The organism is uncultured Thomasclavelia sp., from assembly GCF_944324745.1.
GTDB lineage: Bacteria > Bacillota_I > Bacilli_A > Erysipelotrichales > Coprobacillaceae > Thomasclavelia.
On record NZ_CALUXO010000073.1, the window covers coordinates 70,547 to 85,657 of the forward strand.

Here is a 15,111-nt window from a genome sequence, read left to right on the forward strand (position 1 = left end):
CTTATGTATAATGTTAAATTGATCAATAAGATTTCACCAGTAGGTTTAGATGAGTTTGATGAAAACTATGCCTATGGTGAAGATATAGAAAATGAAGATGCTATTTTAGTAAGATCAGCTTCATTGCATGATTATGATTTTAATCCAAATTTAAAAGCTATTGCTAGAGCTGGAGCTGGGGTCAATAATATTCCTATTGATAAATGTACTGAAAATGGAATTGTTGTTTTTAATACGCCAGGGGCTAATGCTAATGCCGTTAAAGAATTAGTTATTTGCAGTTTATTTCTAGCATCACGAAAAGTAATTGAAAGTCATGAATGGATCAATGGTTTAAAGGATGAACCTGATGTAGCTAATATCGCTGAAAAAGGAAAAAATAACTTTATTGGACCAGAAATTGAAGGAAAGACTTTAGGGGTTATTGGTCTAGGTTCTATCGGAGTTAGTGTTGCTAATGCGGCAATTAAATTGAATATGAAAGTTAAAGGATATGACCCTTATATTCGCGTTGATGCTGCCTGGGCTTTATCTAAACATGCTAAACAAGCCGCTTCATTAGAAGAAATTTATAAAGAATGTGATTATATCACAATTCATGTTCCTAGTACCAAAGAAACTCGAGGTTCTTTAAATAAAGAAGCTTTTGCATTGATGAAAGATGGGGTGCGGATATTAAACTTTGCGCGTGGCGATTTAGTTAATAATGAAGATTTACTAGCAGCTATCGCTAGTGGTAAAGTTGGTAAATATATTAGTGATTTTGCAGCACCAGAATTACTAGGTAAAGAAAATATTATTATTTTCCCACATTTAGGAGCTAGTACTCCAGAATCTGAAGATAACTGTGCTAAAATGGCAGTTTCTGAAGTTCGTGAATACTTAGAAAATGGTAATATTATTAATTCAGTTAACTTCCCTGGCGTTAAACAGGCTCGTGAATCTAAAACACGAATTTGTGTTATTAATAAAAATGTGCCTAATATCTTAGCTCGTATTTCTAACTTGTTTGCTGATCACAATTTAAATATTGAAAATATGGTCAATCGTTCGCGTGGTGTCTTTGCCTATACTTTAATTGATACTAATGATGAAGTTCGTCAGGATATCGTTGATCGCATTAAATCAGCTAAAGGAGTAATTAGTGTTCGAGTGATTGCTGATTAGATTAGTTAAGTCATTATCATTAATTTGATAATGGCTTTTATTTTGTCACAAATTGTGGTAAATTAACTTATACAAAGTAAATGAGGGAATGGATATGAAAAAATTAAAGAAGTTGACGCTTAAGGGAAAAATAGCAATTTTTGTTTTAGTGACTGGTTTAGTAATATTATTGATTGCTATTTATTTTATGTGGCGTGAGCCGCTAATTTTAAAAGAAAATGAAGTAGATGTAGAAATTAATGAAGAATTTAATGCTGTAGATAATATTAAGGAAGTTTTACGGGGCAGTATTGCTGATGTTAAAATTGATGATAGCCAGGTTAATTATCAGCAACTAGGCAGTTACCAGTTAATTTATCGACTAGATAAACAAGAATATTCAATAACGGTTAATGTTGTAGATACGATAAAACCGGAATTTGATGTAGTTAATTTGGATCTTGATCTAGGCATGTCAGTCGACCCTGCAAATATGGTAGCTAATTTAAATGATGCTACCAAAACGACCATTAAATTTAAAGAAGACTATGATTTTAGTCATGAAGGAACAGTTGATGTAGTAATTGTGGTTAGTGATGAAGGAAATAATGTTACTGAAAAAAAGGGACAAGTAGTGATTGTTAAAGATGATCAAGAACCGGTCATCAGTAAGCTGGAAACGCTAGTTGTTATAGCTGGTGATAGTGTTGATTTTAATCAAGGGGTAACCGTTAGTGATAATCGTGATCCAGCACCAGTTTTAACGGTTGATTCCAGTCAGGTTGATTTAAATAAACCGGGAACTTATTATGTTACTTATGTAGCCACTGATCGCTCTGGTAATCGTGCTACTGTCAAGCGGGAAGTTAAAGTAGTTGCTAAAGTTAATCTATCGTCCAATGTTCAAAGTAATGAAAAGATCGTTTATCTAACTTTTGATGATGGTCCTTCGGCTAATACCCAAAAGATCTTGGATATTTTAAATCAGTATCATATTAAAGCAACTTTCTTTGTGACAGGAAATAATCAAAGTTACAATTATTTAATTAAAACAGCATATGATCAAGGTCATACGATTGCTTTGCATACATATAGTCACGATTATAAAACGGTATACTCTTCACTATCGGCTTATTTTAATGACTTAAAACAAGTATCGGATATGGTGGCTAATATAACTGGCAAGGCGCCTAAATATGTCCGGTTTCCTGGTGGTTCCAGCAATACAATTTCTAAAAAGTATTGTCCGGGTATTATGAGTACTTTATCCAAAGAATTAATAGCTCAAGGATATCAATATTATGATTGGAATGTTGATAGTAGTGATGCTTCAGGTAATAATGTTCCAGTAAGTAAAATTATTGCCAGTGCTACTAGTGGCAAGGCTAATAATTTAAATATTTTATTTCACGATACTGCAGCTAAATCAACAACTGTTCAAGCTTTACCAGCAATCATTGAACATTATTTAGCTCAAGGATATCGTTTTGAAGGAATAAGTGACAGTTCATTTGCACCACATCAAAATATTAACAATTAAAAGGAACTAAAGTTCCTTTTAATTTTTGTGACAATGATGACAGCGAATTTCATTTAGTTGATCGATAGCGATTTCGGCTTTATCTTTTAAAGCTTCTTCAATAGCAGCAATAGCTTGTAAAGTAGCAACAACTGTTTCATTGATACTGATCAATTCTGAAATAGAATTACCACAAGCTACAGCTTTTTGAATCTTTTCACCTTCAGCATTTAAGATATGCGCAAGTGCTGCTTCTTCTAAAGCAATCGATTGAATGACCGCAGTTAAAGCACAGCTTTCATCAACTGGTGTGCATTTGATAACTGGCATTGACATAAGTTATCACCCCCTTTACTTATATAAATATGTAAATTAATAAAAGTATTTAGGGTAAAAGTCGCAAATTATAACTAAAGATTTTCAATTTTATTAAACTATGATAAGATAATGGGAGTTGTGGAGGGTTAATGATGTATTGTGAAAAATGTGGACATGAATTAGTTAATAAAGAATGTGGTATTGATGGTTTGGTACCGTATTGCCCTAATTGTCATGAATTTCGGTTTCCGCGCTTTAATAGTGCCATTTCGGCAATTGTTTTAAATCCAAAACGTAATAAAATTTTGTTGATCCAACAATATGGTCGTCATGATAATATTTTAATTGCTGGATATATTAATAAAGGTGAAAATGCTAAAGAAACATTGAAACGAGAAATCAATGAAGAAATTGGTTTAAAAGTAACAGATTATTTATATAATGATAATTCTTATTTTAAACCAACTGAGACTTTAATTCATAATTATGTAGCTATCGTTAGCAGTGAAGAATATCATTTGACTAGCGAAGTAGATCAGGCATGCTGGTTTACGATTGATGAAGCAATTAGAGCAATCAAGCCAGAATCATTGGCTAAGGCTTTTTTATTGGAAGCAATAGAAAAATTTAATTTAAAATAGCGAAATTTAATCATTCGCTATTTTTTTAGTTAACCTATTAGAAATAATTAGTGCAATGATAATTTTTAAAGTATCACCTGGTAAAAATGGAATCACACACATCGTTAACGCACTGATTAAATGAGCATCAGTGACATACATAAACCAAAGGGTTCCAATAAAATAACAAACTGCAGTTCCAATGATCATAGCTATGATTTGAGCTAGTATACTTTTTTGGCGGCTGATAATCAAACTGATTGATAAAGCCATGATTGGAAAACTAAAGATGAAGCCGCCACTAGGTCCTAATAAACTGGCAATGCCACCGCTAAAACCACCAAAGACAGGTAATCCAATGGCCCCCATTAAAACATAAACTAAAGTACTGATCAAAGCCAGTTTGGGTTTTAAAACTGCACCAATGATATATACTCCTAATGTTTGCATCGTTATCGGTACCAAAGTTGGTAAGGAAATTTGAAGTTGGGCTAAAATAGCCATTAAACAGGCAAACAAGGAGCAATAGAGCATATTTTTAACTTTTTTGTTCAATTGATTGTACCTCCGAGTCGATTCTATCAAATCTTGATTAAATAAACAAGATTTGATTTACTATAAAATATTTTGGTTTATAATGACAATAAGCAGGTGAAATTATGTTATTAGAAAAATTAAATGATAAAAATTTATTTACTGAAAGTCAAATGCCCATAACTACTTTTATTCATCAAAATCTTCATGAAGTTAGCCAAATGACTATTGGCCAGCTGGCTAAAGCTACCTATTCATCTAATGCAACGATCATTCGAATTTGTCATAAACTCGGTTGTGAGGGTTTTAAGGAATTTAAATATCAATTAACTAAAGAATTAGAATCAAATAAATTTGTTAAGCAGTCAGTTGATTTTACTAAACCGTTTTATTTATCGGAATCAGATTTTGAAATTATCAATAGTCTAGGCTCTTTATATAAAGAAACAATTGATATTATTAATTCCAGTCTTGATTTTAAAAAATTGGAACAAATAGTTCGTATCATTCATCAATCGAAACGGGTGTTTATTTATTCTGTTGGGGATACCAGTTTGACCGTTAAAAATTTTATGAATAAGTTGATGAAAATTAATATTTATGCTATTGAAGCAACTGAATACCATGAAGAAATATCGACTAGTCATAATGTTACTAGTGATGATTGTGTTTTACTAGTAACTTATCGTGGTCAAACTAATAAGTTTTTAGAGTGTCTTCAAATTGTCAGAAAGTCAGGCTGCAAGACGATTATTATCACGGCTAATCAAGGCAGTTTATTAGTAAAATTAAGTGATTATTGTTTACTTTTACCACATAAAGAAAACGATGATCGAATTGCAACTTTCTATTCACAGCTGGCTTTTAATTACATCTTAACAATTATTTATGCCTTGTTACATAAAAAAACCGAACTTTAAGTTCTAAAAACGGGATTAAAAAAATAAAAAAAACGTATCTAATGTTCCCTTTTGCCCTCAATTCTTTTCAAATCAGCGTTAATATGTCAAAATAATTGTGGCAGGTGAAAGAAATGAATGAAGAATTAATTACATTTAAACAATTTAGTCATCAGGATGCTTTTAACTTTGGCTTAAGAGCTTTAAAAATCGTTGAAGCTGAACAGTTAAAACCATTAAGAATTCGTGTTATGATCGATGGAGATATTGTTTTTCAATATTTGATGGATGGTAAAACAAGTGACTTATGGTTGAATTTAAAAGAAAATACTGTTAAGGCTTCTAAACATTCCTCAATGTATGTTTTTAAGCATCAAACAGAATTCAAAGAATTGCTTAATAACGATGAATATGCTATCTGTGGTGGTGGCTATCCTTTAGTTATTAATGATGAGATTCGAGGAATTTTTAGTATTTCTGGTTTAGAGCATCAAGATGATCATGGACTAATAGTTCGCATATTAAATGAAATGAAACAATAGGAGGATGAAGATGAAATTAGGTATTTTAGGAACAGGAATGATCGTTAAGGATCTATTGACCACTTATGATCAATTAGAAATTGAATATACAGCTATTTTAGGAACAGAAGCAACTAAAGAAGAAACCCAGCAATTAGTCAAACAATATCATTTAGATCAATGCTTCTTTGATTATGATCAATTATTGGCTGATGATATTGATACGGTTTATGTGGCTTTACCAAATTTTTTACATTATAGTTTTGCTAAAAAAGCAATTGAACATCATAAGCATGTTATTATCGAAAAACCGATTACGGCCAATGCTAAAGAATTAAAAGAATTAATTGAATTAGCGAAAGAAAATCAGGTTTTGATGATGGAAGCGATGAATATCCATTATTTACCAGCTTATCAGGCTTTAAAAAAATATCTGGCTAAAATTGGTAATCCTAAAATTGTCAGTGTCAATTATAGTCAATATTCATCACGTTATAACGCCTTTAAAGAAGGTACAATCTTACCAGCGTTTGATTATCATAAAGCCGGTGGGGCATTGATGGATTTAAATGTTTATAATATTCATGGTTTAACGGGATTGTTTGGTAAACCAGAACAAGTACATTATCTGGCCAATATTGAGCATAACATTGATACAAGTGGAATTTTAACTTTAGATTATGGTAAGTTTAAAGCTGTTAGTATTGGAGCTAAAGATTGTAAAGCACCAGTCATGTTGACTTTCCAGGGCGATAATGGAGTTATTAGAATCGATAAACCAATTAATCAGTTAACTAAATTTGAATATATTAATAATCAAAATGAAAGTGAAGTAGTTGATTTGGATGAAGGTAAACATCGTTTATATTATGAATTTAAAGAATTTATTCGAATGATCGATCAAAATGATGTTAGTAAGGTCAATGAAATGTTAGAGATTAGTCTTACAGTCAGTGAGATTATGAATGAAGCAAGAAAACAAGAAGGGATAGTGTTTGATAATGACAAATAAATTAGTAGTTGGTTTTATTGGAAATGGTAAAAGTGCTAACCGTTATCATATTCCATTTATTTTAACGCGAAAAGATAAAATTAAAATTAAGACGATTTATACGATGGATCATACTAAAGATACTTGGGCAGAAGTACCGGGAGTAGTTTATAGTGAGAATCTTGATGATGTTTTGACAGATCCAGAAATTGATGTAGTTGTTATTTCAACCCCATCAGCTTTTCATTACCAATATGCTAAAATGGTATTAAATGCTGGTAAAAACTGTGTGGTTGAAAAACCATTTGCTAATAGCTATCAAGAAGCTAAAGAGATTTTTGATTTGGCTAAAGAAAAAGGTTTGATGGTGCAATGTTATCAAAATCGTCGTTTTGACAGTGATTTTTTAACAGTTCAACAAGTAATTGAATCCGGAAAATTGGGTGATTTATTAGAATTAGAAATGCATTTTGATTACTACCGTCCTTATATTCCTGAAAATACTAAAGAATTCAGCAGTATTAATTCTTACTTATATGGACATGGCTGTCATACATTAGACCAAGTTATCAGTTATTTTGGTAAACCAGATCATATCCATTATGATGTTCGGCAATTATTAGGAACAGGAAGAATGAATGATTATTTTGATTTAGATTTATATTATGGAGTTTTAAAAGTTTCTGTTAAATCTAGTTATTTTAGAGTAAAAGATCGACCAAGTTTTGTTGTTTATGGTAAAAAGGGAATGTTTATCAAGGAAAAGAAAGATAAACAGGAAGAACATTTAAAATTATTCTATATGCCAGGACATGAAGATTTTGGAATTGATAAACCAGAAGAATATGGAACATTGATTTATTATGATGGTGGTAATTACCATGAAGAAAAAGTTCCTTCAGTTAAAGGGGATTATGGTTATTACTATGATGCTTTATATGAAACTATTGTCAATCATCAAGAAGCATTAGTTAAGCCAGAGCAAACTTTATTGCAAATGGAAATATTGGAAAATGGAATTAAGGATTTAAAATAGAGGCAGAATTTGCCTCTATTTTGATATTGTTAAGAAAAATAATGCAATTAAATATTCTTTTAAAAAGATATTGCTGATTATACCTGGTTCGATTGGTTCTTCAGTTTTTAATGAATGATAGAAAGCACAAATAGCATCGTTACTACTAAGCGTTTTGATGGTATTAAAAATTTCTTTGATTGGAATATCTTGAAAATGGCTTTTAAGGATCTTATAGCGTTTTTGATATTCTTGATTAAAGGAAACTAAAAGTTCTTTACAAACTTGATCGAAGTTATAAAGTAGATCATTTTGGTAATGATATGTTTCCATCGTAATTTCTAAAGCTCGAATAAAATAGTCATTTAACTCTAATGTTATTAAATAAGTATCGGCAATTAATAAGTCAGTTAGTGGTGTAGACGATTGACTGATTTTTTTAGTTACGATACTTTTATTGATTTGATCTTCGTAATTTAAGATCAAATGATAAATAGTAAGTAAATAATCACGATCAATCTGCTCTTTTTTAAAAGTGTAGCGATAACCCATAAAACGATTAAAGGTTTTTAAAGTATCATAGTAGCCTAGTTTAATCCGCCAATCTAGGATATCTCGATTGAAATCAAGAAATTTTCCTAAATGATAACTAGGGCGAATGATGGTAAGGTTAGGCCGATTTAAAAAATGAGGATGAGCAGTTTCTTGATTGAGTTCAATCGCAATAATTTGTTCTGGCTGCTTTTTTAAAGCTAGCGATATGGGTAAATTATCAAAGTAGCCACCATCAATATAACCTTGATTATCGATATAATGAACGGGAAAAGCTGGAAAACAAGAAGCTGAGGCTAATGCGTATTCTACTAGTGGTGATTTCATCTTGGTTTTAGTAATTTCTAATGGGGTCAAGCTAGGATATTTAACTGTGACGATACCATAGTCAATTTTACTATTTCGCGCTTTTTGATCATCATATAGTCGATATAAGATGTTTTTTAATGGCGTAATATCAGCGCCTTTTTCATTAAGATATGATTTAAAAAATGGTTTGATTAAATTAGTTTGTGAAAGCATTGATTCAATTGAAAAATCAAAATTAACCGGGTGAGCAAAAATATCACTAATTTTCATCTGGTCCCATAATCGATATAATGCCTGATAGTCCTCTTGAACCACTAATAAGCCGTTTAAAGCACCAATCGATGTTCCTGTTACGTAATCAAAATTGTAACCGAGTTCTTTTAAAGCTTTGATACAGCCGGCTTGATAAGCCCCTTTAGCCCCACCACCGGCTAAAACTAATGCTATCATTAAATATCACCTCAAATTAATTATACGAAGAAGCTCATGAAAAATCCATTTTTTTCATCGATTCCAGTTAATTCGTTGTCAAAGTTAAAAGATTAGTTATAATTGTTTATAAAGTTTGACGAAAAATTGACTTTTATGGCTGATAATAAAAAGGGGTAGTTGAAATGAAAGAAAAATATAGATTATTGATAATTGATGATGAAATCGAGATTTTACAAATGCTTAAGCTGCAGTTTGAAAGTGATGGTTATGATGTATATTTAGCTAAAAATAGCGATGAAGCATTAAAACAATTGAGTCATCAAATTGATTTGATTTTACTAGATATTAATATGCCACAAATCAATGGCTTGGAGTTTTGTCAAATGATTCGTCGATATATTGCTTGTCCCATTATTTTTTTAACGGCTCGAGTTGATAAACAAGATATTATTAACGGTTTGATGTCGGGCGGCGATGATTATATTACTAAACCATTTAATCTTGAGGAATTGAATGCTCGAGTGATGGCGCATTTAAGAAGGGAAAATCGAAGTCAAGGAACAACAGTAGGAAAGTTTGAATATGATTTAATAATAGATTATGGTCGGCAAAAAGTATTTTATCAAAATCAGGAAATCAAATTTTCTAATAAAGAATTTGCCATTATTAAGATTTTATCAATGAATCCCAGTCAGGTTTATACTCGAGAATTACTTTATCAGCAGATTTGGGGTTATGATAGTGATGGTGATTCAAAAGTAATTAAGGAACACGTTCGAAAAATTAGAGCTAAATTTATGCAATACAGTCTGCAAGAATATATTGAAACAGTTTGGGGTGTTGGTTATCGATGGAAAAAATAAGACAATATTTTAATCGATTATCTTTAAAAAAATCATTGGTAGTAATGATGGTATCGGGACTATTGATCGTAATAGTTTTATCGATTGGAATTGTTGTATTTTTTGATCAAATTAAAAATAATCTTGATAGTAAACGTCTCGTTAATATTGAACTTAGTGAAGTCTATATTGGTGATGGGGAATATATTTTACCTTATACTACCCCAGTAGAATTATATGCTGAGATACCCCTTAGCAATAGTGAAACCATTCTCTATTATTTTTCTAGTTTTATGATGCTATCCGGACCGTTATTGATTATTATTGGGGGTCTTGCGTTGATTGTTTATAGTTATTATCGCTTAAAGATTGCCCAGCCATTGAAACAGTTAAATGATGGTATTATCGAAATAACTAAGCAAAATCTTGATTTTAAACTGGAAATTAATAGTGATGATGAATTAGGGGCTTTATGTAAAACTTTTGAAACGATGCGAGAAGAACTATATCAAAATAATCTATTATTATATCAAATGGCGCAGCAGCGACAGTTATTAAATTTATCAGTTTCACATGATTTAAGGACTCCGATTACTATTTTAAAGGGATATCTTGATTTTCTAGAACAGAATTTAGAAAGATTACCACTGGATACGACTAAAAAAACGATCTATAGTATGCAAAAAGCGTCTAATCGATTAGCTCGATATGTGGAATGCATCCAGGATATTCATAAAGTTGAAGAAATTGCTGTCAAAAAGGAACAAATAGTATTAGCAACGTTAATTGATGATTTAAGTGCTGATTTTAATACCAATGCTTTAAAAAATGATAAACAATTAATTATCAATAATCAAACAGCTAGTCCAATTATTAATAGTGATGAAGAAATCATCTTTAAGATATTAGAAAATATTTTAAATAATGCTTTTCGCTTTGCCAGAAAACAAGTAATAATAACGATTAGTGAAGATGATAATTGTTTATTTTTTGCAATCAAAGATGATGGTACTGGTTTTAGTGATCAAGATTTACAAGAAGCAACTAAGATGTATTATCATTCTAACAGTAATCAAGGGACATTTGGAATCGGACTGACGATCAGTTCTATTTTAAGTAGCAAACTAGGTGGTAATTTAAAGATTGCAAATCAAAACGGAGCATTAGTTACTGTTAAAATAAAAAAGAGCTAAAAAGCTCTTAAAAATAATTTTTAGCGAAGATAACTTTACCAATAATTTTAACTGGTAGATCATTGACTTCTTTAGGACTATAATGTTTATTGGTAACTTCGGGGTTACAGGCAATTAAAGTAATCCCGTTTTTATCTTGATAATATTTTTTGATCGTGACTTCATTTCCAATGGCAACAACAGCAATTTCATTATTTTTGACTGCCGAACAATTTTTAACATATATCAAACCACCATCGACGATCCCAATATCTTTCATTGAATCACCGACTACTTTTAAAAAATAATCGCCTAAATTATATTCTTCTAAAGTAATTCTTTCTTCACCAAGATAATTATCATCCAAAAATAAATCATAACCGGCTTTAGCCATTCCTAAAATTGGTTTTTTTAGGGTAATAGCTGTGCCATTTAATAAAGCTCCAACATCATAACCTAAAATATCTGACATTTTATCAATTGTTTCTTGTTGTAAAGACTTAACAGTTCCATTTAACCAGCGTCCAACTGTTGTATGAGTAACCCCAAATTCTTTAGCAATCTGCTGGTTAGTTAGATGATAGCGGGATTTATATTCTTTGATGAATTGTTTAAGTTCCATGGTTGTCACCTCGTAGCTATTATAGCCTAATTAAAAGTTAAAATAAAGGATTTTAAATCAAAAAGTTGACAAAAGTGCATAAATTGATTGTATTATGCACATTCAAAATACTATAATGACTTTGAGGTGAGCGTAATGCAACGAGTGTATTTGTGTATTGATTTAAAATCTTTTTTTGCATCGGTTGAATGTTCTGTTCGGAAATTAGATCCTTTTAAAGTCAATTTAGTTGTTGCTGATCCAACTAGAGGTCAAGGAGCTTTATGTTTGGCAATTACGCCTAAGATGAAAGCATTAGGAATTAAAAATCGTTGTCGGTTATTTGAAATTCCTAAACAGGTTACTTATATAACCGCTATGCCAAGGATGCGTTTATACATGGAATATGCAGCGATGATTTATGGCATCTATTTAAAATTTGTTGCTTCTAGCGATATTCATATTTATTCTATTGATGAAGCTTTTTTAGATATTACCCCATATTTAAATTATTACAAAATGAAACCACTGGCGATAGCTGAAATGATCATCGATGAAATCTATGCTAAAACCCATATTACAGCAACGGTCGGAATTGGCACTAATTTATATTTGGCTAAAATCGCCTTAGATATTATTGCCAAACATTCAAAAGATAATATTGGTATTTTAAATGAATCGATGTATCAAAAATATTTGTGGCACTATCATCCAATAACAGATTTTTGGCATATTGGTAAAGGAATCGCTAACCGATTATTAAAGTATCAAATAGATGACATGTATGGAATTGCCCATCATCGTCAAGATGAATTGTATCAGGAATTTGGGATTAACGCTGAATATCTGATCGATCATGCCTGGGGCAAGGAACCGACAACAATTGCTGAAATTAAACAATATCAGCCCAAACACAATTCGTTATCTAATTCGCAAATATTATTTGAAGATTATGATTATCAAAGTGCTTTATTAGTATTAAAGGAGATGGTGGAATTAAATGTTTTACGCCTGATTAAAAAACAATTAGTAACTGATGTGATTTATTTATCAGTTGGCTATTCAAAAAATATAATTCCGGGAACCAGAGGACAACGTAAGCTGACAGTTCGAACTAATTCACTGAAAATTTTAATGAATGAGTTTATCGAGTTGTTTACTTTAAAAACCAATAAACAGTATCCTATTCGCCAGATTGGAATTACTTTTGGTGATGTAGTTAATGAGATTTATGAAAGTTATGATTTGTTTACCGATATTGAGGAAATCAATGAAGAACGTAATTTGGAATTGGCAATTATAAAGATAAAAGAGAAGTATGGTAAAAATGCTATTTTTAAGGGGATGAATAAATTGGATAAGGCAACAACATTAAAACGTAATACTTTAATAGGGGGACATAATGAAAAATAATCAAAAGAAACTACAGCGAGCTAAGTTATTTTTATCATATGATGCCTTAAAAGGTTTTAATGAGCTATTGAAAACAAAAGAGCGAATTATAGTATCGAAGCGTGATTTGGCCCCCGATAGTTTATATGAACTTGACTGGAAGATCAAGTCACTGCAACCAGGACAAATGGCCCGGGTTGTTTATTATGATGATAATGAATATGTTTTATTTGAAGGTTTAGTTAGTAAAGTTGATTTAGAAAGAAAAGTCTTAATAGTTGTAAATCGGCAAATTAGTTTTGATAGAATTGTCGAGCTGGATGGACAATTTTAAGTAGACATTTATATATTATCAAAAACAGAAGTAGTCGCCGGTACTTCTGTTTTTATTTAATACTACTTTTATTATATTTAATAGACGGTAGTAATAATTTTAAATATTTTTTGAATAAAAAAAGATTTAGGAATTAAGGATAATGACAGGTAGTGTTTTAAAAATTTAGATAATATATTAAAAAAAGTGTGGGAATAGCTAAGATGTGTGGCGTATTTGAAGAATTTGGAAGGAATGTAAATTACGTGATAAAATCCAAGGACAAAAGTGTTTGAGTACTAGTCAATGATATTATTAAAAGAAAAACAGAAAATTTGAATGTTTAAAATTTTCTGTTCAATAAAATTATTGAATTGATGAGCTAATAGCTTTTAGTTTATAAAAATAAAATACAGATAATCCCAATAACTAGACAATAAACAGAAAAAACTTTTAATCCACGTTTTTCCAATAGTTTAAATAATAGTTTCAGGGAACCATAAGTAACGATACCACTGATAATAAATGCAATTATATATGGTAACCATAAAGAACTTAAGGTAGTAAAATCTAGATGAGTCAATTGTAAAACAATAGCGCCAATACTAACTGGCATAAACATAAAGAAAGAAAAATCGCGCGCTGTTTTTTGGGTTAATCCTCCCAACATTCCACCAGTTAAAGTTGCGCCACTACGTGAAATTCCTGGTAATAGCGCTAATAACTGAAATAGTCCCATTCTAAGCGCATCAAATAGATTAAGTTTTCGTGCCGTTCTTTTACCATGATAACCAAATTTATGTATCAATAGTAAAAAGATGGCGGTAATTAAAAGCATACAGCCAACTAATTTTGGATTAGAAAAAGCTGATTCAATTTTATCATTAAACAGTAAACCACCGATTGCTGCAGGAATGGTAGCAACGATCAATAAAATACAATATCTAAATTCATATTCGAAATAATCCCGTGTTTTAGAGTTAAAAATATAACTAAAAAAAGCAATGAATAATTCAATGATTTCTTGTCGATAATAATACATGATTGCAAGTAACGAGCCAGTATTAACAATAATTTCAAAAGTGATGTCATTTATTTGAGGAACAATCAATCCAAGTTTTTCAAAAATCCTTTGGAAAATAACTAAATGACCACTACTTGAAATAGGAATTGGCTCACTAAATCCCTGAATAGCCCCTAAGATGCCATAGATAATGATATCTTTGATCAATTCCATTTTTTCACCTCAGACATCATTATAACTTAATTGAAAATAAAAAGATACAAAAAACATGATTTTATAAAATTGTCATATATTTATACGGGAGGGCATTATGAAAGATATTATCGTAAATTGGGTTAAGGAAGACGAAGAGCTTCTAGAACCGTATGAATGGGATGAAGATGATGATTTAGAAATCATCTCCAGATTACCGGGTTATCGAGTAGATCAAAAGACTTTACATGATTTTATTTATGGTTGTCTTGATCTAGAACAAAGAGAATATTTTAATCGTATTTTTATTGTCGGTGATGGTTTTTACAGTGTGGTTGTTGAAATTAATCCTTGTGGTAAGCTGGCTTATCGTTCGTTAACTACGATGAAGCAGCGAAATTTAATCAATGATTATTTAAAAAAACAGCCACTGACAACTATAGAATATCAAATGTATGATGAAGGGTTGATCAAAGAATATGGTTTGACACGTAATGAACGGATCAAAAAACAATATGTAATTGGGATGATTGATAAACTATATGTGGAAAATTATGATCGTTTTATCCAAATTTGTAAACAGCTGGCAATCAACGATGAAAAAAGTATCAGTAAATATTTGCATTTAAAAAAGAAACTAGATGTTGGGTATTCATTTATTCATGAACTGCTTTATAACCAATTAGTAAAAAAATAAGCTGAGGTGTTGACGGAAATAA

At 30.8% G+C, this 15,111-nt stretch carries 17 protein-coding genes; 12 read left to right on the forward strand and 5 right to left on the reverse strand.

What is annotated here, in order from left to right:
- Positions 1-3: 3 nt before the first annotated feature.
- Positions 4-1,167 carry a phosphoglycerate dehydrogenase gene (locus tag Q0K54_RS09365; RefSeq protein WP_294580509.1) on the forward strand — a complete coding sequence of 388 codons (1,164 nt, stop codon included), beginning with the start codon at positions 4-6 and terminating at the stop codon, positions 1,165-1,167.
- A gap of 94 nt (positions 1,168-1,261) precedes the next feature.
- Positions 1,262-2,686, forward strand: a complete 1,425-nt coding sequence (locus tag Q0K54_RS09370; protein WP_294580511.1) for a polysaccharide deacetylase — start codon at positions 1,262-1,264, stop codon at positions 2,684-2,686.
- Positions 2,687-2,704: 18 nt separating this feature from the next.
- Here the strand turns inward: Q0K54_RS09370 and Q0K54_RS09375 are convergent, their stop codons facing one another.
- Positions 2,705-3,001, reverse strand: coding sequence for a hypothetical protein (locus Q0K54_RS09375; protein WP_294580513.1), 297 nt, complete (start codon positions 2,999-3,001; stop codon positions 2,705-2,707).
- 134 nt (positions 3,002-3,135) lie between these two features.
- On the opposite strand from Q0K54_RS09375, the gene Q0K54_RS09380 reads away from it, so the two are divergent.
- Complete coding sequence (locus Q0K54_RS09380) at positions 3,136-3,624, forward strand: NUDIX domain-containing protein (RefSeq protein WP_294580515.1); 489 nt, start codon at positions 3,136-3,138, stop codon at positions 3,622-3,624.
- Positions 3,625-3,630: 6 nt separating this feature from the next.
- On the opposite strand, the gene Q0K54_RS09385 is transcribed toward Q0K54_RS09380, so the two are convergent.
- Positions 3,631-4,158 carry a biotin transporter BioY gene (locus tag Q0K54_RS09385; protein WP_294580517.1) on the reverse strand — a complete coding sequence of 176 codons (528 nt, stop codon included), beginning with the start codon at positions 4,156-4,158 and terminating at the stop codon, positions 3,631-3,633.
- 104 nt (positions 4,159-4,262) lie between these two features.
- On the opposite strand from Q0K54_RS09385, the gene Q0K54_RS09390 reads away from it, so the two are divergent.
- The 4 genes from Q0K54_RS09390 to Q0K54_RS09405 all read left to right on the forward strand — a co-directional run bounded on the left by Q0K54_RS09390 (position 4,263) and on the right by Q0K54_RS09405 (position 7,584).
- Positions 4,263-5,057 carry a MurR/RpiR family transcriptional regulator gene (locus tag Q0K54_RS09390; protein WP_294580519.1) on the forward strand — a complete coding sequence of 265 codons (795 nt, stop codon included), beginning with the start codon at positions 4,263-4,265 and terminating at the stop codon, positions 5,055-5,057.
- A 113-nt stretch (positions 5,058-5,170) separates the two neighbouring features.
- On the forward strand, positions 5,171-5,578 hold the full coding sequence (locus Q0K54_RS09395) for a heme-binding protein (protein WP_294580521.1): 408 nt from the start codon (positions 5,171-5,173) through the stop codon (positions 5,576-5,578).
- Between the two features lie 10 nt (positions 5,579-5,588).
- A complete protein-coding gene (locus Q0K54_RS09400; protein WP_294580523.1) occupies positions 5,589-6,569 on the forward strand; it encodes a Gfo/Idh/MocA family protein in 981 nt (326 codons plus the stop codon).
- Positions 6,559-7,584 carry a Gfo/Idh/MocA family oxidoreductase gene (locus Q0K54_RS09405; protein ID WP_294580525.1) on the forward strand — a complete coding sequence of 342 codons (1,026 nt, stop codon included), beginning with the start codon at positions 6,559-6,561 and terminating at the stop codon, positions 7,582-7,584. The genes Q0K54_RS09400 and Q0K54_RS09405 overlap by 11 nt, the downstream gene beginning before the upstream one ends.
- A gap of 15 nt (positions 7,585-7,599) precedes the next feature.
- Here the strand turns inward: Q0K54_RS09405 and Q0K54_RS09410 are convergent, their stop codons facing one another.
- A complete protein-coding gene (locus Q0K54_RS09410) occupies positions 7,600-8,874 on the reverse strand; it encodes a patatin-like phospholipase family protein (RefSeq protein WP_294580527.1) in 1,275 nt (424 codons plus the stop codon).
- Positions 8,875-9,038: 164 nt separating this feature from the next.
- On the opposite strand from Q0K54_RS09410, the gene Q0K54_RS09415 reads away from it, so the two are divergent.
- Together Q0K54_RS09415 and Q0K54_RS09420 are read left to right on the forward strand one after the other, a co-directional pair.
- The gene (locus Q0K54_RS09415) at positions 9,039-9,719 is read left to right on the forward strand and encodes a response regulator transcription factor (protein ID WP_294580528.1); all 681 of its coding nucleotides are present in this window, start codon (positions 9,039-9,041) and stop codon (positions 9,717-9,719) included.
- A complete protein-coding gene (locus tag Q0K54_RS09420; protein ID WP_294580530.1) occupies positions 9,707-10,891 on the forward strand; it encodes a HAMP domain-containing sensor histidine kinase in 1,185 nt (394 codons plus the stop codon). Before Q0K54_RS09415 ends, Q0K54_RS09420 begins: the two co-directional genes overlap by 13 nt.
- A 7-nt stretch (positions 10,892-10,898) precedes the next feature.
- Here Q0K54_RS09420 and Q0K54_RS09425 read toward each other — a convergent pair whose 3' ends face one another.
- Entirely contained in the window at positions 10,899-11,492 is a 594-nt protein-coding gene (locus Q0K54_RS09425; RefSeq protein WP_294580531.1) for a LexA family transcriptional regulator, read from the reverse strand.
- A 135-nt stretch (positions 11,493-11,627) separates the two neighbouring features.
- Here Q0K54_RS09425 and Q0K54_RS09430 point away from each other — a divergent pair, with 135 nt between their 5' ends.
- Entirely contained in the window at positions 11,628-12,884 is a 1,257-nt protein-coding gene (locus Q0K54_RS09430; protein ID WP_294580534.1) for a DNA repair protein, read from the forward strand.
- Positions 12,874-13,197, forward strand: a complete 324-nt coding sequence (locus Q0K54_RS09435) for a hypothetical protein (protein ID WP_294580537.1) — start codon at positions 12,874-12,876, stop codon at positions 13,195-13,197. Before Q0K54_RS09430 ends, Q0K54_RS09435 begins: the two co-directional genes overlap by 11 nt.
- A 376-nt stretch (positions 13,198-13,573) precedes the next feature.
- Here the strand turns inward: Q0K54_RS09435 and Q0K54_RS09440 are convergent, their stop codons facing one another.
- A complete protein-coding gene (locus Q0K54_RS09440) occupies positions 13,574-14,413 on the reverse strand; it encodes an undecaprenyl-diphosphate phosphatase (RefSeq protein ID WP_294580539.1) in 840 nt (279 codons plus the stop codon).
- A 97-nt stretch (positions 14,414-14,510) separates the two neighbouring features.
- On the opposite strand from Q0K54_RS09440, the gene Q0K54_RS09445 reads away from it, so the two are divergent.
- Positions 14,511-15,089, forward strand: coding sequence for a hypothetical protein (locus Q0K54_RS09445; RefSeq protein WP_294580542.1), 579 nt, complete (start codon positions 14,511-14,513; stop codon positions 15,087-15,089).
- Positions 15,090-15,111: the final 22 nt, after the last annotated feature.

What these genes read in the sequence shown, in the direction of transcription:
- Q0K54_RS09365 (WP_294580509.1), top strand. Translation starts at nt 4, where the DNA reads ATGTATAATGTTAAATTGATCAATAAGATTTCACCAGTAGGTTTAGAT.
- Q0K54_RS09370 (WP_294580511.1), top strand. Translation starts at nt 1,262, where the DNA reads ATGAAAAAATTAAAGAAGTTGACGCTTAAGGGAAAAATAGCAATTTTT.
- Q0K54_RS09375 (WP_294580513.1), bottom strand. Translation starts at nt 3,001, where the DNA reads ATGTCAATGCCAGTTATCAAATGCACACCAGTTGATGAAAGCTGTGCT.
- Q0K54_RS09380 (WP_294580515.1), top strand. Translation starts at nt 3,136, where the DNA reads ATGTATTGTGAAAAATGTGGACATGAATTAGTTAATAAAGAATGTGGT.
- Q0K54_RS09390 (WP_294580519.1), top strand. Translation starts at nt 4,263, where the DNA reads ATGTTATTAGAAAAATTAAATGATAAAAATTTATTTACTGAAAGTCAA.
- Q0K54_RS09395 (WP_294580521.1), top strand. Translation starts at nt 5,171, where the DNA reads ATGAATGAAGAATTAATTACATTTAAACAATTTAGTCATCAGGATGCT.
- Q0K54_RS09400 (WP_294580523.1), top strand. Translation starts at nt 5,589, where the DNA reads ATGAAATTAGGTATTTTAGGAACAGGAATGATCGTTAAGGATCTATTG.
- Q0K54_RS09405 (WP_294580525.1), top strand. Translation starts at nt 6,559, where the DNA reads ATGACAAATAAATTAGTAGTTGGTTTTATTGGAAATGGTAAAAGTGCT.
- Q0K54_RS09410 (WP_294580527.1), bottom strand. Translation starts at nt 8,874, where the DNA reads ATGATAGCATTAGTTTTAGCCGGTGGTGGGGCTAAAGGGGCTTATCAA.
- Q0K54_RS09415 (WP_294580528.1), top strand. Translation starts at nt 9,039, where the DNA reads ATGAAAGAAAAATATAGATTATTGATAATTGATGATGAAATCGAGATT.
- Q0K54_RS09420 (WP_294580530.1), top strand. Translation starts at nt 9,707, where the DNA reads ATGGAAAAAATAAGACAATATTTTAATCGATTATCTTTAAAAAAATCA.
- Q0K54_RS09425 (WP_294580531.1), bottom strand. Translation starts at nt 11,492, where the DNA reads ATGGAACTTAAACAATTCATCAAAGAATATAAATCCCGCTATCATCTA.
- Q0K54_RS09430 (WP_294580534.1), top strand. Translation starts at nt 11,628, where the DNA reads ATGCAACGAGTGTATTTGTGTATTGATTTAAAATCTTTTTTTGCATCG.
- Q0K54_RS09435 (WP_294580537.1), top strand. Translation starts at nt 12,874, where the DNA reads ATGAAAAATAATCAAAAGAAACTACAGCGAGCTAAGTTATTTTTATCA.
- Q0K54_RS09440 (WP_294580539.1), bottom strand. Translation starts at nt 14,413, where the DNA reads ATGGAATTGATCAAAGATATCATTATCTATGGCATCTTAGGGGCTATT.
- Q0K54_RS09445 (WP_294580542.1), top strand. Translation starts at nt 14,511, where the DNA reads ATGAAAGATATTATCGTAAATTGGGTTAAGGAAGACGAAGAGCTTCTA.